General features: G+C 53.7%; 15 protein-coding genes. 5 read left to right on the top strand and 10 right to left on the bottom strand.

Annotated elements, in window-relative coordinates:
• Positions 1-22 precede the first annotated feature (22 nt).
• From CKV68_RS10970 to CKV68_RS10940, 7 genes are all read right to left on the bottom strand, one after another.
• The gene (locus CKV68_RS10970; RefSeq protein WP_013911242.1) at positions 23-442 is read right to left on the bottom strand and encodes a hypothetical protein; all 420 of its coding nucleotides are present in this window, start codon (positions 440-442) and stop codon (positions 23-25) included.
• Positions 443-529: 87 nt separating this feature from the next.
• A complete protein-coding gene (locus CKV68_RS10965; protein WP_013911241.1) occupies positions 530-2,554 on the bottom strand; it encodes a DEAD/DEAH box helicase in 2,025 nt (674 codons plus the stop codon).
• A 202-nt stretch (positions 2,555-2,756) separates the two neighbouring features.
• Positions 2,757-3,980: a galactokinase gene (gene galK / locus CKV68_RS10960; RefSeq protein WP_095076193.1), complete on the bottom strand. Its 1,224-nt coding sequence runs from the start codon at positions 3,978-3,980 to the stop codon at positions 2,757-2,759.
• Positions 3,981-5,096: a galactose-1-phosphate uridylyltransferase gene (galT, locus tag CKV68_RS10955; RefSeq protein ID WP_038618132.1), complete on the bottom strand. Its 1,116-nt coding sequence runs from the start codon at positions 5,094-5,096 to the stop codon at positions 3,981-3,983.
• Complete coding sequence (locus CKV68_RS10950) at positions 5,096-5,404, bottom strand: LPXTG cell wall anchor domain-containing protein (RefSeq protein ID WP_013911238.1); 309 nt, start codon at positions 5,402-5,404, stop codon at positions 5,096-5,098. The genes galT and CKV68_RS10950 overlap by 1 nt, the downstream gene beginning before the upstream one ends.
• 32 nt (positions 5,405-5,436) lie before the next feature.
• On the bottom strand, positions 5,437-7,095 hold the full coding sequence (locus CKV68_RS10945; RefSeq protein WP_095076192.1) for a sodium:solute symporter family protein: 1,659 nt from the start codon (positions 7,093-7,095) through the stop codon (positions 5,437-5,439).
• 39 nt (positions 7,096-7,134) lie between these two features.
• Positions 7,135-8,022: an aldose epimerase family protein gene (locus CKV68_RS10940; protein WP_095076191.1), complete on the bottom strand. Its 888-nt coding sequence runs from the start codon at positions 8,020-8,022 to the stop codon at positions 7,135-7,137.
• Between the two features lie 343 nt (positions 8,023-8,365).
• Here CKV68_RS10940 and CKV68_RS10935 point away from each other — a divergent pair, with 343 nt between their 5' ends.
• On the top strand, positions 8,366-8,935 hold the full coding sequence (locus tag CKV68_RS10935; protein WP_095076190.1) for a hypothetical protein: 570 nt from the start codon (positions 8,366-8,368) through the stop codon (positions 8,933-8,935).
• 49 nt (positions 8,936-8,984) lie between these two features.
• Here the strand turns inward: CKV68_RS10935 and CKV68_RS10930 are convergent, their stop codons facing one another.
• From CKV68_RS10930 to CKV68_RS10920, 3 genes are read right to left on the bottom strand one after another with little or no spacing between them, the layout of a single operon-like run.
• Positions 8,985-9,773 (bottom strand): hypothetical protein, encoded by a 789-nt coding sequence (locus CKV68_RS10930; RefSeq protein ID WP_013911234.1) that lies wholly within the window; start codon positions 9,771-9,773, stop codon positions 8,985-8,987.
• 33 nt (positions 9,774-9,806) lie between these two features.
• Complete coding sequence (locus CKV68_RS10925) at positions 9,807-10,601, bottom strand: (2Fe-2S)-binding protein (RefSeq protein ID WP_095076189.1); 795 nt, start codon at positions 10,599-10,601, stop codon at positions 9,807-9,809.
• A complete protein-coding gene (locus tag CKV68_RS10920) occupies positions 10,598-12,217 on the bottom strand; it encodes a carboxylesterase/lipase family protein (protein ID WP_013911232.1) in 1,620 nt (539 codons plus the stop codon). The genes CKV68_RS10925 and CKV68_RS10920 overlap by 4 nt, the downstream gene beginning before the upstream one ends.
• Between CKV68_RS10920 and CKV68_RS10915 the strand changes: the two genes are divergently transcribed.
• From CKV68_RS10915 to CKV68_RS10900, 4 genes are all read left to right on the top strand, one after another.
• A complete protein-coding gene (locus tag CKV68_RS10915; RefSeq protein ID WP_095076188.1) occupies positions 12,216-13,031 on the top strand; it encodes a shikimate 5-dehydrogenase in 816 nt (271 codons plus the stop codon). The two genes, CKV68_RS10920 and CKV68_RS10915, sit on opposite strands and share 2 nt — an antisense overlap.
• Before the next feature lie 181 nt (positions 13,032-13,212).
• Positions 13,213-14,040, top strand: a complete 828-nt coding sequence (locus CKV68_RS10910; RefSeq protein ID WP_013911230.1) for a membrane protein — start codon at positions 13,213-13,215, stop codon at positions 14,038-14,040.
• 20 nt (positions 14,041-14,060) lie between these two features.
• Positions 14,061-17,753 carry an ABC transporter ATP-binding protein gene (locus tag CKV68_RS10905; RefSeq protein WP_095076187.1) on the top strand — a complete coding sequence of 1,231 codons (3,693 nt, stop codon included), beginning with the start codon at positions 14,061-14,063 and terminating at the stop codon, positions 17,751-17,753.
• A 161-nt stretch (positions 17,754-17,914) separates the two neighbouring features.
• On the top strand, positions 17,915-21,601 hold the full coding sequence (locus tag CKV68_RS10900; protein WP_095076186.1) for a multifunctional oxoglutarate decarboxylase/oxoglutarate dehydrogenase thiamine pyrophosphate-binding subunit/dihydrolipoyllysine-residue succinyltransferase subunit: 3,687 nt from the start codon (positions 17,915-17,917) through the stop codon (positions 21,599-21,601).
• Position 21,602: the final 1 nt, after the last annotated feature.

The raw sequence follows: 21,602 nt of genomic DNA, 5'->3' as shown, positions 1-21,602 counted from the left end.
CGCAGTTGAGGAAGGCGCAGAGTTAGTGAGTGGCCGCTAATTCCCACCCCTCCCCCTTCCTAGCGAAGGTAGCGTGGGAAGCAGGTTCGACTTTTCGGTTGCACAAATCAATGGCGGCGCGGTGATACTTTTTAGACTCATATGCGCCCTTGCCGTCGAGCAGCACGAGGTAATTGTCACCTAGTTCAGGACCTTTTTCCGGAGTATCCAGGGAAGGAAGCCCTAGCCTTTTCTCCGCAGCTTCTCGGGTATCACCAGGGCAGACAGCAGCAAGATATTGCCATTCATCGCCAAAAGTGTCATGAACATCAATGGTCACAGGCGATTCCTGGTTTTTCAGCGCTTGCTCTAGCAAGTCATTTTTCACAAGCCATACCATAAAAACACCAAGGATAACCAACGTAGTCACCACAAAAAGCACGGCTAGGAAGTTTCTGTTCATAGCGGAAGCTCCGATATGTAAGACAATAGGAGGGTACGGAACTATATTCCGTACCCTCCTATTTGTACTAGACCTTAAACGTCTATCCTAGCCGCGGTAGCGGTCACGACGATCACCGCGATCACGACGGTCGCCACGACGATCATCACGGCGGTCGTCCCTGCGATCACGACGGTAGCCACCACGACGGTCGTCTCTGCGATCTCCACCGCGACGGTCGTCGCCACCACGGTAGTCATCGCGACGGCCCGGACGTCCGTTGTCCTTCTCGATGTTAATCAGCTGACCCGAGATACGGGTGTCGCGCAGATTATCAAAGACGGATTGTGGAAGCCCCTTAGGAAGCTCCACCAAAGTGTGATCCACAGCAATGGTGATACGGCCAAAGTCCTTGTTGCTGAGTCCACCCTCGTTTGCCAGTGCACCAACGATAGCACCTGGTCGAACGTGCTGACGCTTGCCCACCGCAAGGCGGTACACAGCCATATCGCCGGAACGCTCAAAGCGAGAGCCACGGTCACCGCGGTCACGACGCTCACCGCGATCGCGGCGGTCACCACGACGATCATCACGGTCAAAGCGATCACGACGCTCACGACGCTTCTCTGGTGGCGGTTCCTTCATCAAGAACTCACTACCAGCACGGGCCTGAGTAGCCAAAGCAGCAGCAATGTCTTCGAGCGGAGTGTCATGCTCTTCTGCGTAGGACTTGATCAGATTCCGGAAAATCGCAACCTGGGAATCTTCTAGCGATTCCGTAATCGAGTCTGCAAACTTTGCTTTACGGGACTCGTTGACCTCATCGACCGTAGGAAGATCCATTTCGATGAGCTCTGCGTTAGTAGCGCGCTCGATGGAACGCAGCATACGACGCTCGCGTGGGGTAACAAAGAGAATCGCCTCACCGCTACGTCCGGCACGGCCAGTACGTCCGATACGGTGAACATAAGACTCAGTGTCATTAGGAATGTCGTAGTTGAACACGTGAGTAATACGCTCAACATCTAGACCACGCGCTGCTACGTCTGTAGCCACAAGAATGTCTAGTCGACCATCTTTAAGCTGGTCCACAGTACGTTCACGCTGTGCCTGCGCGATGTCACCATTGATGGCAGCGGCAGAGAAACCACGAGCTCGCAGCTTCTCTGCGACCTCTTCAGTTTCGTGCTTTGTACGCACGAACATGATCATGGCTTCAAACTCTGTAACCTCAAGGATACGAGTCAAAGCATCTAGCTTGTTGCGGTGAGCAACGTTCAGGAATCGCTGCGTGATGTTGGTGTTGGTCCGGGTCTCGGACTTCACCTGAATCTCGCGAGGATCCTTCATGTACTGCTTGCTCAAACGGCGGATGCCATTAGGCATCGTTGCGGAGAACAGAGCAACCTGCTTGTCAGCAGGAGTGTCCTCAAGAATGCGCTCAATATCTTCCTGGAAGCCCATGCTGAGCATCTCATCTGCCTCGTCAAGAACGAGATAGTTCAGGTTGGAAATATCGAGTGATCCCTTTTCCAGGTGGTCAATAACACGACCTGGAGTACCCACGATAATCTGCGCACCACGACGGAGGCCTGACAGCTGAATACCATATGCTTGCCCACCGTAAATCGGTAGGACATGAATGTCACCGAGGTGGTCTGCAAATGATTGGAAAGAGTCAGCAACCTGAAGTGCAAGCTCACGAGTAGGAGCAAGGACCAGCGCCTGCGGGTGGCGCTTCTTCACATTGATACGGGAAAGGATCGGGAGGGCAAACGCAGCGGTCTTACCCGTACCCGTCTGTGCCAGACCCATCACATCGTGTCCCTCCATGAGGACTGGGATGGTCTGCGCTTGAATAGGCGACGGCGTTTCAAAGCCAACCTTGGCGACTGCCTTAAGGATTGCGTCTGGGAGGCCCAAAGCCTCAAAGCCATCGTTACTGTCACTGTCCGCTTCTTGTGCGGAGCCGGTGTCCTCAGAAGTGTTCGCAACCCTGGAGTCGTCTACATCGGCAATAACATCATCAAGTGTGATGCCGCCTTCGTCTACCTGCGAATTGTCCTGAGATTCCGACAAAATCTTCTCATCCGGCTCGTTAGCGCCGCCGGTGGCGTCATCGGTAATGCTCATTGCTCAGTTAAACTTACGCTACGCAGCACGATTTTCCTAGTTATACGCCCAAAGGTGATAACTATAGCCGATTTCGCCAGATGCGACCACTGTCACTTAAGTTCATAATTAGATAAATACCTCCCACAATCTTTGTCTTTTTTAAAAGTTTTCCTAACTTGAGGGGGGCTCTAACCAGCCCCGGCCACCTTCCTTTCCTTGCTCATAGCAGCCTCCTAGCCCCTTCACCTGGCCGAGCAATAAGGAAGGTAGGAGAGGGAAAGCTGCGCTGACAAGCAGCTTTTGCTATCTGTTCTGCGGTCTCGGTAACTTTGTCCGCGTCCACAAGGGAAATAACACTGCCACCGAATCCCCCACCAGTCATACGTGATCCGTAACACCCAGCTGCTTGGAACGCAGATTCCAGCTCCTCAGTGACTACTTCATACTGATCCCTGAGAGACTCATGCGACTCCTGCATCAAGCGGCGGAAAGCATCCATATCTTCTTCTTCAAGAGCGGCGGCAGCCTGCTGTGCGCGTAGAGTTTCCTCCACAACATGATTGACACGCCGGTATGCTTCCTCACCATTTAAACCGTTGTCTTCTGCCCACTGACGCGCCCGAGTAGGGGCATCACTAATATCGCGCAGTGTCTCGCCGGCACCGCCCAACGCGGCAGTCACGGTGTCGATCAGGCCACGTCTGGACGCATACTGTCCATCATTAAGCGTGTGTGGCGCGTTGGTATCTGCAATCAAAAGGGCTAGCCCTTTGGACGCTAAATCAAAGGGCACTGGCGTGGTTATCCCTGAACGGAAATCAATCACAAGCGCCTTGCCCTGCTGACCAAACAAACTAGAGCGCTGATCCAGGCCTCCGGTCGATGCCCCAACAACATCGTTCTCGGCCCTCACACAGGCGTCGACAAGCTGTGGCAACTCCTCATGACTAGGAGGCCTGCCGTTAGCGAGTTCAAACGCACCTACTGCGGTGGAACATTCCAAAGCCGCCGAAGAAGAAAGCCCCGAACCCAAGGGAACGTCGGAAACGATAGCTATGTCATATCCCTGAGTTTTGTGGATAACACCCGACTCGGTGCCAGCCCATATGGCGCCCACAACGTAACCGGCCCAATCGTTAGGGTTGAGTGGGCCTACTGCATCAACGCTGACAATTTTGGTGAATGTTTCTCCGTTTGGTGCCAAAGACACCAGGTTAAACATTCCGGTGGTGTTCGGAGACATCGCAACAGCAGTAAGCTGCTCCAGTGCGAAGGGGATAGAAATACCTCCCGCGTAATCCACATGGTCGCCAATCACGTTGACGCGCCCTGGCGCTCCCCATACTCCTGCAGGATCGTAGTGGTAATGCGTCCGGAACAATTGTCTTGCATCTTGAGCAATATGTTCCGGACTTCGAGTCTGGACCCAACGTAGCTCTGACATTTAATCCCAAACCTCTCTGAATCTTTCGGCGATTCGTTCTGGCGTGGTGTCGTTAATCCATACACCCTGACTCGACTCACTGCCAGCTAAAAATTTCATGCGGTGCGGGGACCGCATCAAAGAAAATAGTTGTAGATGCAAGCGGACTAAGCTGCGTTGACCGGGATCTACCGGCGCTTGATTCCACCCAGCGATATATGGAGTCTTTTCTACTCCATCAAAAAACCTGTCGATAGACTCGTACAACCGCTTAAGCAACACAGCTAGATCGTCACGTTCCACACTTGTTAGCTCAGTAAAATCAGCTACATGCCGGTTAGGCCACACCATAACCTCCACAGGCCATTGAGCTGCTGCAGGAACAAAAGCCGTGAAATATTCCGTTTCCGTGATAATCCGAGTCTGGGCCGCCCTTTCAGCGGAAAGAATTTCTGCGAAAAGCTCTTTGCCGGGGTTCTTACCGGCAAAATCACGTGCTTGTTCCGTTATTGCTGCAACACGCGGGCTCAAAAATGGATACGAATAAATTTGCCCATGGGGATGCTGCAGCGTCACGCCTATCTCTTCTCCCCTATTTTCAAAGGGGAAAACTTGTTTAACCGTCGGCAAAGCAGATAAAGCCGCTGTTCGATGTGCCCACACATCTATGACTGTCCGGATCCGTTTAACCGGTAAATCTTTGAATGATGTGTTCGCGTCCTCTGTAAAACAAACAACCTCACAACGCGCAAGCGCTGGTTTTCGTGGGAAAATATCGATCCCGTCAACGGAATACTCCCAGTCCTCCCCCACTTCGATATTCATAGAGAAAGAAGGAAACCTATTCTCAAAGACAACGACATCATAGGTAGGGGAAGGAATTTCTGTGGGATTTTCTCCCGGCAGCGAGGGGGCCAGCGGATTCTCATGAGCCGGAGGCATGAAAGTGCGATTCATCCGATGAGCTGCATATGCCACCCATTTTCCGGTCAAAGGATCCCGACGTATCTCAGACAAGGGCTGTGCCACGGGGAGGTCACGGGGATCGTGCAGAACCCGTTCGCCAGTGCGTACCTCGTGGTCATCGTAATAAATGATGTCGCGGCCGTCGGCAAGCTTGGACTCAATGATGTTCATTAATGACCACCGGGAAGAGCCGACTCATCTATTTTTGTTTCATCAATAACAATCGGACGCAGCTTCGCCCATAGGAAGAAAATAGCCCCGACAAGAAGCATGGCCAGACCTGACCATAAGTTGTCTTGGGAACTCTTTGCCACGCCAGTATCCGGGTTAATACCTGGGTCGAGAGCAAAGCTACATATGACGAGGATAAGCCCATAAAGGCCAATAAGAGCACCAATAACGTTACGGATATCAAAAGCTCCGGCGAGATGTTGACTCGTTGCCTTCGGCGTACGCGGAGTCGAAGTATTCTGTGACATTGAATTCTCCTTAAGCTATTTTGTTCGCAGCACTACGCGAAGACGACGTTGAGGGCAACAACAAGGACTAAACAGACTATTCCCAAAGGAACAGTACGGCGATACCATGGTTGGTTTTCTTCCGAATCATCCTGGAAGTGGTCCTTTGGAGTGACCGACTTTACAAATCCCACGAGCTCAGCGTCCGGTTTAGGCTGAGTAAAGGATGTGACGATAACGGATACGAGTATGTCCATCACAAAGGCGATGCCTGCTGCTACAAAGGCGGTTCCTTGACCCGGAAGATTGAAAAGTGTGGCGGTGGAATCGGTAAATGTAGCCAGATACCAATAGATGATTGCAGATGCCGTTCCTGCCACTAATCCCGACCAACCAGCGTGAGGAGTCATACGCTTCCAGAACATTCCCAATATAAAAGTGGCAAACAATGGGGCGTTAAAGAATCCGAAGAGGGTTTGTAGGTAGTCCATGATGTTGCCAAAGTTCTGTGCAAGAAGCGCAGTAAACACGGCAATCAATGTTGCTGCCACCGTGGCAAGCCGACCGAATTTGAGGTAGTAGTCGTCTTCTCTATCTTTAATCACATAGGTCTGCCAGATGTCATACGAGATAACAGTATTAAATGCAGAAATATTTGCTGCCATGCCTGCCATAAACGAGGCCAACAAACCTGCGATCGCAACGCCAAGAAGACCGTTAGGTAAGAGATCACGCATCAGGTACAAGATGGCGTCGTTAGGCTTACCCGCGGGAGTGTCTCCCATTAGTTCTGCAACTGTCACAGAAGCAACCATTCCGGGCAAGACCACTAGGAATGGGATAAACATCTTGGGGAAAGCTCCGATGATCGGAGTCTTGCGAGAAGCCGAAAGAGATTCTGATGCCATCGCGCGTTGCACTTCTACGAAGTTGGTCGTCCAATAGCCAAAGGAAAGAACGAAACCCAGACCAAACGTAATACCTAAAACTGAAATAATCGGATTGTGGAATCCTGAGATTTCTACACCGGGCCATGTATGGAAGTGTGTTTCCGCAGTAATCAGTCCTTTAAGGCCCTGCCAACCACCAACGCGATTCATCCCAATGATCGTGATCGGAAGAAGCATAGCCAAAATAACAAAGAACTGAAGAACCTCGTTATAAATTGCCGCAGATAGGCCTCCCAAAGTGATGTAGGACAGTACGATCACAGCTGCAAGCACAAGCGCTACCCATAACGGCCAGCCAAGTAATGCATTAACCACCTTTGCTAGTAAGAAGAGGTTTACGCCAGCGATCAGTAGCTGAGCAAGAGCAAACGACAACGCATTGACAAGGTGCGCAGCATCGCCAAAACGACGCCTCATAAACTCAGGGACAGAACGAACTTTTGAACCGTAGTAGAACGGCATCATCACAATGCCTAGGAACACCATCGCGGGAACAGCGCCGATCCAGAAGTAGTGCATGGTCTGGAATCCGTACTGGACACCGTTGGCAGACATACCAATAATCTCAACCGCTCCCAGGTTGGCGGAGACAAAAGCTAGACCTGTCACCCATGCCGGTAACCCCCGGCCAGAAAGGAAGAAATCGATGGAAGAGGAAACTCGAGCCTTTGCGGCCCAACCAATGCCTAGGACGAAAACGAAGTACATCGCTACGAGGGAGTAGTCGACCCAACTCGCGTCTAGTCTCAATGCGGATTCCATAATGGGTATCCTTTGTTCGTAGTAAATGAGGGAAGAATTTTATAAAGCTGAAATTCGCACCGAGCACTCAAAATGCTCATGCACGTCGATGGAATTAATACCTGTATTCAAAGCATTGGGCGGAGCCGTCATTGGTTCAATGGCAATTGCCCGATCTCGTCCGGGATAGGGCATCCCCCAGGCAGAATCAGGGGTAAACACTTGAAACCAGCGCACATTATCGCTGCATTCCATGACTACGCCACGCCCATCAACCGCAACGGTTGCGCGAACAGGACCACTGGATGCGTAATAGCAGTTATCCAAAAGGTGACCGGCAATGGGCACCCCGGTACCTAAAGGAAGCGATAGTGATGTACGTTCTCCAACAGGAAGATTGCGCTCTCCAAGCGGAAGTTCTTGATCCACGCCTAGGGTGAGCACTGCACGGTCTACTTCCTCCCCTAGCGGAGAAAGATATGTGTGCCATCCCCACCCAAATGGACCAGTTCCGAACGCTCTAAAATGCGCATGTAATCCATCATCTTTTAACAGATACTCTGCTTCTATCTCCACGGGCCAAGGCCAGCCTTGGCCCGTTCCAAGCGAAATTTTTAGCACTGCGCCGTCCTGCGAATGCTTCGCTATAGTCCATAATCGATTATGAACAAGCCCATGTATAGCGTTATTACGCGCCGGCTCAGTGAGCTCTAATTGATACCGTTGTCCCGCATAAACGAAAGCTCCGTCAGCTGTTCTGTTTGGCCACGGTGCTAAGACAACCCCGGAAGACAACGGAGGGTTATCACTATCGGAATAGGTCTCAGTAAGGGGCTTGTTGTCAAAAGACAAAGACTTAATCCCACCGCCAAAGGTGTTTATCTCTGCTTTATAACGACCCTGTGAAAAAGTAAGGACCTCGCAGCGGTCAGAACTACCTCCTGACATGAGGATCCCCCCTTTCGCTAAGCGACTGTTCTATCTCCAGAGTTACCGCCGGCGCAATCACCCGTCAATCACTTTTTTAGTTTTTCCCCCGAATAGGTTTTCCCCGTGTGATCCGTATGTCTTTCCTTTCATTTGTTTAAGCTTTGAGACCTTGTCAAGCATCGTTATTTGTGTTGTCACACGCCCTTCCATGTTCAGCAAGACCTTGTCATTACTCGATTACTTACCGCTGCCACGCTTCCGAGCCTAGGAGAGAGCGGAGAAAACAATATTCTTCACTCAAGGAAAATAAAAGCGAATACCCCCTATTCAAAATTAGAACAGGTGTGCTATCTTGCGAGTTATGATGTTCCCACACCTTAATAATGTTGCCCACATGAAACTCCCCCGCCTTCGTATGATCCCCGCATCGATTTCAACGTCTCGTTACTCCGCCGAACAGCGAGCAGTGCATATAAGGCATTCCCACCCCGAGACGCTAGCCGCCATCCGTAGCACTATCCGACACCCGCGGTCTCTAGCTCGATCATTACCTTCCTGGAGGCCGCCTTCGATCAAGGCCATCGGTGCCGGAGCAACCAAGGCCACCAGCCCCCTGGAAGAGAAAGAACTTAATATAGCAGTCACGCGTCACCGCGTAGGACCACGAGCACGCGACCTTTTGCAGAGCTATGGCGCACCAAAATCTCCTGCATATCTGGTTCAGGTACGTATTACCAACCCGCAGGGTTTTCTTGTTCCGCCCGAGGTTGCAGAGGGGTGGATTCGAGCCATTATCCCACCCGAATGCATTGCATGTGTGCATGAACTCACTGAAAAAGCAGCTCCCACTTTCCTATGGATCGTTGACGGCGACTTTCAACCGATGCTTTCTCCCGCCTCCATATTTCAAGGCGAGTCGAAAGCAGCGTAGATAGCTATTCCCCTGCAACTATTTGCTAGGAAAGGAAACGGTATCCCGATTAGTCGTCGGCAGCGTCGGAGTCGTCGAGATCAAATTCTTCATCGTCTTCTTCCGTAAAAATGTCATACACATCTACGCTGTCCGCTTCTTCGTCATCGAGTGGTACCAATTGTTCTTCCCAATCATCGGCTTGATCGGCAGCAAGGCTAAGAACGTCGAAAAGCTTGTCAAAGTCGGTGAATGTACCCAACTCGAGTATTTCGCTAGCTTCTTCAGTTAGTTCAGCAGCAACGTCGAAAAAGAGACGCTCGTGGTCTTCCTCGGACAAAGCATCTTCGCCATTCGGGCTCCACAGCTCTTCGATGGCTTGGTCTACGAGCTCATCAAAGCTCTCGCCGAAGGCAACGAATGTCACCATGGCTGTCGGCTCGCCGTCAACGACTTCAACAACCACCTGAAGCTCAGAATTTGCAGCGACTTCCGCATGAACCATGTGGGGGTTTTGAGGATTTTGGAAGAAGTCAAGGTCCTCAATACGCTCATCTGTTGCATCGAGCAGATCACGCAAAACAGTAACGATCTGATCGGTAGCAACATGCTCAGCCACAGTTTTTACGGCGTCCTTGACGGAAAAGACAACAGAGACAAGAGCCGCTTCAAAGTTCTCATCGTCCTCATCAACATCCGCTGCAGCAATATACACGTTGGCTGCTGGCATTAGCGGATCAATCTCAACGAACTGAATCTCCAGATCGGAGGTAATTGGTACAAACATGACGTCGTCATGTACTCGAGACTCCAAACCCTCTTTGTCTAGGGCCGCAGCAATATCCTCGAAAAAGCTCATGTATTGGTCCACCTTTCTGAACTTGCTCCAAGCCTAGCTAAAGAATTCCGCTGCAGCGACCAGAGCAGCTTCTCTCTCGTTTTTGTTGTGGTGTGGACACGAGGTACACATCCCTGCGATGGGAGAATGAAAGATCATGCAACAGGAACTTCTGTGGGCTACCAGATACTCTGGCTCTTCCTCTCCTAGCGAGCAGATCTGACTATCCACAATCTGTTCTATTCGCACAGCCGGGACAACAACTCCTGCCCCCTCGCTGAGTCCCGCTACTAATTCCGTAGCTATGGCCACCGCACGACGTGTTTCCAGTTCATCGTTTCCCACAGTCATAGCTGGTTGTATCAGACCGTCAGCAATCACCGCCCACAAAGGCGCCGGACGTAGCTCGGCGCGCTGACACAGCGTGTCGACGAGCGGAGCTACCGCTTTTCCTAGCGCTGCACCCGCCGCGCGATAACTTTCCGTACATGTCTGAGGGCGCCACCCATACCAATAGCCCGGTGCAAACTCCGGGTCATCACGGCGAAAAAGAATGCCACTATCTGGTTCCAAGTTCACCGCCATGCCTGTAGACACCATCATCATCACTGAAGGGGCCACTATGTCCCCCATCAATGTATAAAGCCATAGCTGCCCACAGTGCTTGGGTGTTGTAAGCGTAAAAATGTCTTTAGCTGCAGTTAATGCGTCACACACAGTGGATGGCGAGCATAATTCAGAAAACGTGATCTGGTGTTCTGTCGGAGTCACGGAAGGAATGAGCCTAGGGTGTTCGGCGCAGATTCGGTCAATCGCCCCCTCCACCTTCCTACTCACCGATGGCGTCACAGCGTTCCTCCTTCTATTTCCAACGGGCCCAAGCGCGTAGGACCTGTGTCCAAACCCAGAGCGTGCAAGAGATCAGGCCGGCCAGTTCCCCACTCGGTCATATCGTATCCGGACCATGCTTGCCGATAGTTCTGTTCCGGGTCATAGATCAGTCGGTTTTCTCGGTCAAAAACCATAGTGGCGCGCCCTGGTAAATGATCTCCGGCAAGACGGTACTGCGGCCATGTAGCTCCGGGGTCACCTTGATGTATGAAATTTCCCCACATCGTTTGCATGTGATCCCGTAGAGCCTCTATTTCTGCACGTGGGGTAAACACAGTAAGACCTGACATCCTTGAGGCGCTAGTATCCCCGAAAATAGATGTGAGCTCGCTCGAGTGCATGGCTCCCAACCCCAACCAGCGTAAAAGTGCCGGAGCGAAATCAAAACGATACATCCACGTAGCGGCCACCTGTTGATGTGTCTCTGCTACCCGCAGGCTGGGCGCCCAGAAGACGCCGTCGGCAAGCAAACGAGCAAAGTCACTGCGGCGTGCCCCGTAATCGTATGCAGCAAGGACTGCATCGGCACCTTGAGGATCGAAAACGCGTAGGAAGCGGTCAGCTGCTCGGGCGCGTGCCGTCGACCGCAGATAGAAACCTTTAGCAAAAGAGGTTTCGTCCACATTCGTTCCGACGATCAAAGGAACTTTATGTTGTTGCCCTGAAGCAAAAACGTCCAGAGGGTGTGCAAACAACGTAGTTCCGTCGACAGTGGGCGCGTAACAAGAATTGAGATAAAAAAGCTCCCTCGTTCGCCACATCATGGATTGCCCGGCGCGCACGATGTCGGCGACTGGTCGCTGTCGCAGGCTAGCGAGGGTCTTTTCCCCTCCTAGTCGCGAAGCAAGTTCGTTTGCCCATAGGACGGACTGGGCGCGTGAATGTATGGCGGCGATAGGAGGAGATTGTGCGATTACTCGGTGAAAGAGTCCAGCTGCCGACGGCACACACATGAGGGTCAGCGCTGCTGCTCCGCCTGCGGATTCCCCCATAAGCGTGATGTTGTTGGGGTCGCCGCCAAAGCGTTCGATGTTGTGGCGGATCCATTTCAGGGCAAGGAGCTGGTCCAATATTGCGGGGTTGGCAACGCAATCGTCTCCTAGCGACCGCATATCGAGGTATCCCAAAGCACCTAAGCGAAAATTGATGGATACATAGACAACGTTCATGGATTGGACGAGGACGTGTCCTCTTAGAAGTTGTTCGTGGGAGGACCCTACGATGAACGATCCGCCGTGCAGGTAGACAACTACGGGGAGCACCTGTGGAGAGTCAGGACGAACGATATCGAGGTTGAGGCAATCTTCGTCGCCTCGAATTTTATCCGAGGGACCGTACGTTGGTTGCGGAGCGACGTTGCCATAAGCCACACATTCGCGTTCCCCTGTCCACGAGTCCATTGGTCGAGGTGCACGGAATCTTTCGGCTTTTCCGTAAGGCACACCGCGCCATGTCAACACGCCCGTCCCTTCTTCCACACCGATGGTTGTTGTTCCCATAATCGTTCCGGAGGAAACATCGACTCGGAGACGCTGGGCGCTGGCTGCACTCATATGTTCTACAGTAGGGGACATGGTTAATCACGTCGACCGCGATACAAAACTGTGTATTTCCCTCGCTGCGCGTCCGTCTCACCACGGTGTGCGATTCCACAACTGGCTTTATGAGCGGTTGGGGCTGAACTTTGTGTACAAGGCGATAGCTCCTTTGGATATTACTGCTGCTGTGGCCGGTATCCGGGGTCTTGATATTCGTGGGGCGGGTGTATCTATGCCGTATAAGCAAGATGTCATTCCGCTTATTGATTCTCTCCACCCATCCGCCGAGCGCATCAATGCAGTTAATACCATCGTCAACGACAACGGGGTTCTTACCGGCTATAACACCGACTATGTGGCGGTCGCGTCATTGCTGCGTTCGCACGAAGTCTCTCCTAGTTTGTCGGTAGCTGTCCGAGGCTCTGGCGGTATGGCTAATGCTGTTGTTGCTGCTCTTGCTGATCATGGCATGGTGGGTACCGTAGTCGCGCGTAACCCTGTCACTGGCGAGGCTCTCGCTCAGCAATACGGATGGAGCTATGCCGAAAGTGTTCCGCACGATAGCGAGATGCTAGTTAATGTGACACCGCTGGGGATGACGGGCGACGACCACGATGTACAAGCTTTCACTGATGAGGAAATCAGTGCCGCCTCCCTTATTTTTGATGTCGTTGCCTATCCGGTTGAGACCCCTCTAGTGCTCGCTGCACAGCGACTAGGAAAGCAAGTAATCAACGGCGGCGAGGTGGTCGCGCTTCAGGCTGCCGAACAGTTCGCTCTATACACGGGAATCCAGCCGAGTTTGGCAGAAGTTGAAGAGGCCGAACGGTACGCACAGTCGCCTGCCTGATGGTGTTTGCAAGCGACGTACTTTCAGGCCATACGTAGCCACTCTCATGTGCAGGTAACGGTTTCTGTCCCAATTGTGGCTATATCGTGACCTAGTTTTTGGAACATCTCGCTGCGCTGGTCGTTAAAAACAATGAATACTTAATCCGTATTTCGCCCATATATTGTAAGGATTGGAATCAATGGGAATTGTGAACAAAGCCATTACTTCTGTCACCGATAAGGTGCTGTTCAGAGGTAAGGATAGCGACCAGCCGATCACTGATACTTATGGCTCCGATCCCCAAGCCTTGGCCAGCGAAGCCGGCCCCGCAGGACGCGTCCTCATTAAGACCCTCGACAAAGCGGTGCACTTACAGTCCTCGGCTATTACTGGCTATGTAGATTGGCTGCGCTCACGTAACCCTGAGGCAAGTCCCCAAGAGATTCAGCGTCTCATGGATAAGCACTTCATGAGGCTCGCGACTGGCACTGGGGCCGGTGCGGGAACCGCAGCCGCTGTTCCGGGCATTGGTTTTATCACTGGAGCGGTGGCAGTGAGTGCGGAATCGCTCGTTTTCCTCGACGCAGCTGCTTTTTACACTGTGGCATCCGCATACTTGCGCGGCGGCGATATCCGCGATCCTGAACGTCGAAAAGCTCTTATCCTCGTAGCGATCCTGGGCTCTTCAGGTTCTGCCCTTGCCGACGCCTCCATCAATGCCGGTAACTCCGTCGCCGCAATCTCGCGCTTATCGGTTCGCAACCTGGGAGAAGTGAACAATCAACTTCTGCGCATGGCTCTTAACCAGGTATCCAAACGGCTCAGGACAGCATGGATCGGAAAGATCATGCCCATGGGTGTAGGAGCGGTACTTGGCACCGTGGCTAATCGCAAACTTGCTTCCAAAGTGGTAAATAACACCAATGAGTCTCTGGGACCGCTCCCCGCGACTTTTAGCTCACCTGCTCCGAGCAAAGATTCAGTTCCAGAACCCACAGAAATTGCAGCTGCGGCGTTGAAGGACTAGCGCACAAAGGACCCACGCCTATGACGCCCAACGTTGGCCGCACTCTCCTAGCCACGTTGTGGCGTCAACCCGTCGTTGTGGTCGCGGCGAGCCTTTCGACGGTGTTTACTACGCTTTTCGACGCCACCATCCCCCTCCTAGCCGGCTCTGCAGTCGATGCAGCTACGGGCTCCGCAGGACACTCTGTGTCTGCGGTCGTATGGATTTTGGTTGCTGTGGCGTTATCTCGGTACGTATTCCAATTCGGCCGCCGTTATTTTGCGGGTGTTCTGTCCAATGCTGTCCAGCACGGTCTCCGCATCGATGTGCTGCGCTCGCTTCAGCTTCTCGACGGCCCCCGTCAAGACCAACTCATCACCGGGCAAGTGGTTTCTCGATCCATCTCGGACCTCAACCTGGTGCAAGCCATGGTGGCCATGTTTCCCATTCTCCTTGGCCACTTCCTCAAGATTGCTCTTACCATAATCATCCTGGCGTGGATTAACCCGTGGCTGATGCTTATCGCTGTGGTATCCATTCCTCCACTGATTTGGTTGTCGCTTCGCTCCCGCTCCACGCTTTTTGCCGCGACCTGGTCAGCACAACAATCGATGGCAAACTTGGCCACGCACATAGAAGAAACTGTCACGGGTGTTCGCGTGGTCAAAGCCTTTGCACAAGAAGACCGCGAAGTCGCCACCTTAGATGCGCTGAGTAGGAGGGTTTATTCCGAGCAAATGCGCTCTGCCCGCCTCACTGCTCGCTTTAAACCTCTCGTCCAACAGCTCCCCAACATCGCGCTAGTACTAGGCATTGGTCTCGGCGGTTTCCTCGCGTTGCGTGGTCACATCACTATCGGATCTTTTCTCGCGTTCAGCGCTTATCTGACGTCCATGACCGCAGTCGTGTCCATGCTTGCAGGAATGGTGATCCAGGTCCAACTTGGACTTAGCTCTTTTGACAGAGTGATGGACGTTATTAATTTAAAGCCGGAAGTCGCGGAGCCGGATCACCCCGTTGCTGTCCCCGAGGGACCCTTAGGGATAGAGTGCGAGTCCATTAGTTTTGATGGGATTCTCAAAGATTTTTCCTTGTCTGTGGCTGCCGGAGAAACGGTGTCTTTAGTCGGTCCCCCGGGGTCCGGTAAAACGATGCTTGTCCAGTTACTCACAGGTTTCTATAGGCCCGCCGTCGGATCTCTGCGAGTAGGAGGGGTGGATTATTCTTCCATTTCCCGTTCAGACCTCCGCGCCGCCATAGGCTGCGTCTTTGACGAACCTTTCCTCTATTCTGCAACCATCCGCGAGAACATCGACATGGGACGTGGGTTAAGCGATGCGGACATCTTCCAAGCAATTCGATGGTCTCAGGCGGAAGATTTCATTTCCGCGCTCCCCCAAGGCATTGACCAGGTTGTCGGCGAACGAGGCCTGACGCTATCAGGTGGGCAACGACAGCGCATTGCGATAGCCCGCGCCTTGGCCACCCGCCCACGCGTGCTCATTCTCGACGACGCCACGTCGGCCATCGACGCTTCTACAGAACGCGCAGTCTTCCAGGCCATCCGCACAGAACTACCCGACACCACCATTATTACGGTGGCGCATCGCCATTCCACTCTGTCTTTTTCTGATCGCATCGCACTCGTGGAAGATGGCCGGGTTACGCGCGTAGGAGATGGGGAGGACATGCGCGAGGATCCGCAGTTTGCGCATTTGATGGATCTCTCCCCTCCTACGGACGAAAGCGGCGAGGAGGGTAGTGTTCCCTTTGATTCCGGCGCTGAGCCTCACTGGGATTCATTGTGGCCGGTCCCCGCGGCAGAGACAGATGCACGTTTGACGATGAGCTCCTCGGCTATTCGCGCTGCTGCTTCCTCAGCAGGGGCTAAGCCAGGAGGCAGAGGGGGCCGATCTGCTGCAGCATCTATGCCAGCGACCCCGGAGCTGCTTGCTCGAGTTGATGCGTTGCCGCGGGCGTCGGAAAGCCCCGGTCCCCCTCCTACGGAAGAACTAAGCGAGGTGTCTGCACATCACCTTTTTGGATCGGTGCAGATGCTCATCCTCCTTGTTATTGGGCTTTATGTCGTCGGGGTTGCCGCGGGCCTTGCTATTCCGACGCTGGTGCGCCGAGCTATCGACGATGGCGTGACCCAGGGTAATGCGAGCGTGCTCTGGGACATCATCGCAATTGGTCTCACGGTCGTCGTTATTGCGTGGGGTGCAGATAGAGCCACCACGATTCTTACCGCACGTACGGGAGAACGGCTTCTGTACCACCTCAGGGTCCGCTCCTACGCACACCTGCAAAAACTGGGGATGGATTACTACGAGACCACGATGTCGGGAACCATCATGACGAGGATGACCACCGACATCGACGCGCTCAATTCTTTCCTACAGACTAGTTTGGCGCAGACTGTCGTCTCGCTGACCACGCTGATAGGGATCCTCGTGTTACTGGGATTCACCAACGTCACGCTCTTTCTTATCGCGTTAGTAGGAGTGCCGGTGGTGGCCGTCGCCACGTTCTTCTTCCGACGCATCTCGTCACGCCTCTACACCAGGGCACGCGAGGAAATCAGCAGCGTCAACGCCATGTTCCAGGAAGCCATGAACGGCCTCAAAGCGTCCCAGATGGCAGGCATGGAGGAATACACCATTGCGTGCTTTGCCCGTCGTGCAGCAGCGTATCGACGCACCCGCGTCCAGGCGCAAGCTGCCGTCGCCGTCTATTTTCCTGGCATCAATGCGGTCAGCGAACTCTTACAGGCAACCGTTCTTGCGGTAGGTACGCAGCTTGTTGTGAGTGGACAGATCAAGGCTGGAGTACTTGTTGCCTTCCTGCTCTACCTGGACAGGCTTTATACACCTATCCAGCACTTGTCACAGGTCTTTGATTCTTATCAGCAGGCCCAAGTTGGTTTTCGTCGTATCTCCTCCCTCCTAGCGACACAACCATCTGTGTCGCTAGGAGGGGATCAGCGCGTCGCGGCGGCGGGGCCGATCGAGTTCTCTGATGTCTCTTTCTCCTACTCGCCAGATACTGAGGTCATACGTAATTTTCATGCTCGCTTTGAGCCAGGAAGCACAGTCGCTGTGGTCGGGCCGACCGGAGCAGGTAAATCCACAGCCATCAAATTAGTGGAACGGTTTTATGATCCCACCCGGGGATCCGTCTCTTCCTCGGGGACTGATCTGCGGGAACTTCCGCTTGCCCAATGGCGGCAACGAGTGGGCTTTGTTCCCCAAGAAGCGCATCTCTTTACAGGAACAGTGGCCGATAACATCGCATACGGGCGTCCCGACGCATCACAACAAGAGATCACCGACGCGGCACGACGGGTGGGAGCACTCACCGCAATTGCCGCCATCACGGGAGGTTTCCACGCGCGCGTAGGAGAACGAGGGCGAGGTTTGTCCTCTGGACAACGTCAGCTCATCGCACTGGCACGCGCAGAGATGATCGAGCCTGACGTCTTGCTCCTCGACGAAGCAACCGCAACGTTAGATCCGGCGTCGGAGGCAACGATCCTGAAAGCGTCGGAACGCCTTACTCGCAACCGAACCTCCATCGTCATCGCGCACCGCCTTGCGACGGCAGCAAAGGCCGACCAGATATTAGTTGTTGACAAGGGCACAATTGTGGAGAAAGGAACCCACGAAGAACTCCGCACGTTTGGGGGTATTTACTCCCGAATGTGGGCGCATGGCGAAGGAGAATTGCGCAGTTAGAGGCCTTTATGCGGTGAACTTTCCAGCAGTTTCCTCCTAAGAACGAAAAACTTTCCTGTGGATTTCGTCGTTGGGGGGAGAAACCGGTTAGCCTATATAAAAGCTATTACAGTGTGAATAGACGTAAGTAATCTCACAAAGAAATGAGGCGAGCACCTGCAGTGAGCAGCGCTAGTACTTTCGGCCAGAATGATTGGCTGGTAGACGAGATGTTCCAGCAGTTCCAGAAGGATCCGCAGTCCGTAGATAAGGAATGGCGCGAACTTTTTGAAGAGCAGGGTGCACCCAAGAAATCGGGCACTCCCACAGAGAACACGTCCACTCAGCCCACCCCTTCGGCGAAGAAATCCGCCGAAGTCGCAGCTAAGAGCGAGAATAAACCAGCTCAGGCGGCTGCTAAAGACCCTAAGCCCGAGAAAAAAGTGAAGAAAACTCAACCTTCCCCCTTGGAGCGCACAGGTGAGATGCCCCAAGCCGGCGAACAAACGCTAAAAGGCATCTACAAGGCTATTGCCAAAAACATGGATGAGTCGCTCGAGGTTCCCACGGCAACCTCGGTTCGCGATATGCCTGTCAAGCTCATGTTTGAAAACCGGGCAATCATTAATGAGCACCTCAAGCGCACCAAGGGCGGAAAGGTCTCGTTCACACACATCATCGGTTATGCGGTGGTCAAGGCGACCATGGCTCATCCCGATATGAACAACTACTACTCAGTTGTTGATGGCAAGCCCACGCTGCATACGCCTGAACACATCAATATGGGTCTCGCCATCGATGTGCAGCAAAAGAATGGCACGCGTGCACTCGTCGTAGCAGCTATCAAGGAGGCAGAGAAGCTCTCCTTCTCTGAGTTCGTCGCCAAATATGAGGACATCGTCGCACGCTCTCGTGTGGGCAAGCTCACCATGGATGATTACTCCGGTGTGACGATCTCCCTGACTAACCCCGGTGGAATTGGTACCCGCCACTCTGTGCCTCGTCTCACGCAAGGACAGGGCGCGATCATCGGCGTTGGCTCAATGGACTACCCAGCAGAGTTTGCGGGAGCTTCCCAAGATCGCCTCGCCGAGCTTGGTGTGGGCAAGCTCGTGACTATTACATCCACGTACGATCACCGCATCATCCAGGGCGCTGAGTCCGGTGAATTCCTCCGTACGCTAAGCCAGCTATTTATCGACGATGCATTCTGGGACAGCATTTTTGAGTCCGTAGGCATCCCCTACTCCCCTATGCGCTGGGCTCAGGATCTCCCCAACACCGGCGTGGACAAGAACACCCGCGTTATGCAGCTTATCGAGGCATACCGTTCCCGCGGTCACCTCATCGCAGACACGAACCCACTGCGTTGGCACCAGCCGGGTATGCCAGTACCAGATCACCGCGATCTAGATATTGCTACCCACGGACTCACGTTGTGGGACCTCGACCGCACATTCAATGTTGGCGGTTTCGGCGGCAAGGAAAGCATGACGCTGCGTGAGGTGCTCAGCAAGCTACACGCCGCATACACGCTCAAAGTTGGGTCCGAGTACACCCATATCCTTGATCGCGACGAGCGCCTCTGGCTCCAGGATCGCATCGAAGCCGGCATGCCTAAGTTCACCCAGCCGGAGCAGAAATACATATTGCAGCAGCTCAATGCTGCACAGGCCTTTGAGGATTTCCTACAAACCAAGTACGTCGGACAAAAGCGCTTCTCCCTCGAAGGTGCAGAAGCTCTTATCCCGCTCATGGACTCCTCTATCGACACCGCTGCGGGCCAGGGCCTGGACGAAGTCGTTATTGGCATGCCACACCGTGGCCGCCTCAACGTCCTCGTCAACGTAGTTGGAAAGCCGCTCGCGACTGTCTTCACCGAATTCGAAGGGCACATCGAGCCTAAGGCTGCCGGTGGTTCCGGTGACGTCAAATACCACCTTGGGGCAGAGGGCAACCACATCCAGATGTTTGGCGACAACGAGATCAAGGTCTCGCTTGCAGCCAACCCTTCACACCTTGAAGCCGTCGATCCGGTTTTGGAAGGAATCGCCCGCGCCAAGCAAGACATCCTAGACAAGGGCAAGGACGGATATTCCGTCATGCCCATGATGCTCCACGGTGATGCAGCTTTTGCAGGCCTTGGCATTGTTCAGGAAACCTTGAACCTCGCACAACTGCGCGGTTACACCGTCGGCGGCACCGTTCACATCGTTGTGAACAACCAGATCGGTTTCACCACCACGCCAGATTCCGCACGTTCCAGCCACTACGCCACGGACTTGGCTAAAGCCTATGGCTGCCCCGTCTTCCACGTTAACGGCGACGACCCCGAGGCAGTCGTCTGGGTGGGCAAGCTGGCTACCGAATACCGTCGCGAGTTTGGCAAAGACGTCTTCATCGACATGATCTCCTACCGCCGGCGCGGACACAACGAGGCCGACGACCCATCGATGACGCAGCCAGAGATGTACAAGCTTATCGACGCTCGCAAGACCGTCCGTGAGCAGTACAAGGAAAATCTTCTTGGCCGCGGCGAACTCACCGCCGAGGACGCAGAAAAGGTCCAGCGTGACTTCCACGACCAGATGGAATCCATTTTCAACGATGTCAAAGAATCTGAGAAGAAGCCCTTTGAGGCACAGGCGGGTATTACCTCTTCTCAGCAGGTTCCCCACGGCTTGGAAACCAATATCTCGCGCGAAGACCTCGTGGAGATCGCGCAGGCCTACGCCACCGCGCCAGAGGGCTTTGAGTTCCACCCGCGCGTGGCACCAGTAGCCCAAAAGCGCCTGGACTCTGCGCACAACGGTGGAATCGACTGGGGTTGGGCAGAGCTCATCGCCTTCGGTTCCCTCGCCGCCGGCGGAAAATTTGTGCGGTTGACAGGTGAGGATTCCCGACGTGGCACCTTCACCCAGCGTCACGCAGTGGTCTCCGACCCCCGCAACGGCACAGAATTCAACGGGCTCAATGAGCTAGCTGAGCGTAAGGGTAACGGCGGCAAGTTCCTCGTCTATAACTCCGCCCTCACCGAATTCGCAGGTATGGGCTTTGAGTATGGCTACTCCGTAGGAAACGGCGAAGCAGTAGTCGCCTGGGAAGCGCAATTCGGCGATTTTGCTAACGGTGCACAGACCATCATCGATGAGTACGTCTCCTCAGGTGAGGCAAAGTGGGGTCAAACATCCTCATTGATCCTCCTACTCCCGCACGGTTACGAGGGCCAAGGTCCAGATCACTCTTCTGCGCGAATCGAACGCTATCTGCAGCTCAGCGCCGAAGGAACCATGACCGTAGCCCAGCCGACTACCCCGGCTAACTATTTCCACCTCCTGCGTCGCCACGCACTTGGCGGACTTAAGCGTCCTTTGATCGTGTTCAGCCCCAAGTCCATGCTTCGTATGAAGGCCGCTACCTCTGATGTCTCCGATTTCACCGAGGTAAAGAAATTCCAGTCAGTGATCAACGACCCACGGTTTACCGATGGCAACCTTGATCCATCCAAGGTCAAGAAGATCATGCTGGTGTCCGGCAAGCTCTACTACGACCTGGACAAGCGCGCTGAAAAGGACAAGCGCGAAGACGTGGCAATCGTCCGCATCGAAATGCTGCACCCGATTCCGTTCAACCGTCTCCGCGACGCATTCAACTACTACCCGAATGCCGAAGAAATCCGCTTCTGCCAGGACGAGCCCGCGAACCAGGGACCGTGGCCATTCCTTCACGAGCATCTTCCTGAGCTCATCCCAGGCATGCCCCCAATGAAGCGAGTCTCCCGTCGCGCTCAGGCATCAACGGCAACTGGATTGAACAAAGTCCATGCAGTTGAGCAAAGCCAGCTTCTCGACGAAGCATTCGCCGACTAGC

The sequence above is a fragment of the Corynebacterium ulcerans genome (assembly GCF_900187135.1).
Classification (GTDB): domain Bacteria; phylum Actinomycetota; class Actinomycetes; order Mycobacteriales; family Mycobacteriaceae; genus Corynebacterium; species Corynebacterium ulcerans.
The sequence above is the reverse complement of the archived record's forward strand: the minus strand, read 5'-3'. Positions and strand labels throughout refer to the sequence as shown.

Excerpts from the sequence above, each read along its gene's own strand:
- CKV68_RS10970 (WP_013911242.1), bottom strand. The coding sequence starts at position 442 with ATGAACAGAAACTTCCTAGCCGTGCTTTTTGTGGTGACTACGTTGGTT.
- CKV68_RS10965 (WP_013911241.1), bottom strand. The coding sequence starts at position 2,554 with ATGAGCATTACCGATGACGCCACCGGCGGCGCTAACGAGCCGGATGAG.
- galK (WP_095076193.1), bottom strand. The coding sequence starts at position 3,980 with ATGTCAGAGCTACGTTGGGTCCAGACTCGAAGTCCGGAACATATTGCT.
- galT (WP_038618132.1), bottom strand. The coding sequence starts at position 5,096 with ATGAACATCATTGAGTCCAAGCTTGCCGACGGCCGCGACATCATTTAT.
- CKV68_RS10950 (WP_013911238.1), bottom strand. The coding sequence starts at position 5,404 with ATGTCACAGAATACTTCGACTCCGCGTACGCCGAAGGCAACGAGTCAA.
- CKV68_RS10945 (WP_095076192.1), bottom strand. The coding sequence starts at position 7,095 with ATGGAATCCGCATTGAGACTAGACGCGAGTTGGGTCGACTACTCCCTC.
- CKV68_RS10940 (WP_095076191.1), bottom strand. The coding sequence starts at position 8,022 with ATGTCAGGAGGTAGTTCTGACCGCTGCGAGGTCCTTACTTTTTCACAG.
- CKV68_RS10935 (WP_095076190.1), top strand. The coding sequence starts at position 8,366 with ATGATGTTCCCACACCTTAATAATGTTGCCCACATGAAACTCCCCCGC.
- CKV68_RS10930 (WP_013911234.1), bottom strand. The coding sequence starts at position 9,773 with ATGAGCTTTTTCGAGGATATTGCTGCGGCCCTAGACAAAGAGGGTTTG.
- CKV68_RS10915 (WP_095076188.1), top strand. The coding sequence starts at position 12,216 with ATGGTTAATCACGTCGACCGCGATACAAAACTGTGTATTTCCCTCGCT.
- CKV68_RS10920 (WP_013911232.1), bottom strand. The coding sequence starts at position 12,217 with ATGTCCCCTACTGTAGAACATATGAGTGCAGCCAGCGCCCAGCGTCTC.
- CKV68_RS10910 (WP_013911230.1), top strand. The coding sequence starts at position 13,213 with ATGGGAATTGTGAACAAAGCCATTACTTCTGTCACCGATAAGGTGCTG.
- CKV68_RS10905 (WP_095076187.1), top strand. The coding sequence starts at position 14,061 with ATGACGCCCAACGTTGGCCGCACTCTCCTAGCCACGTTGTGGCGTCAA.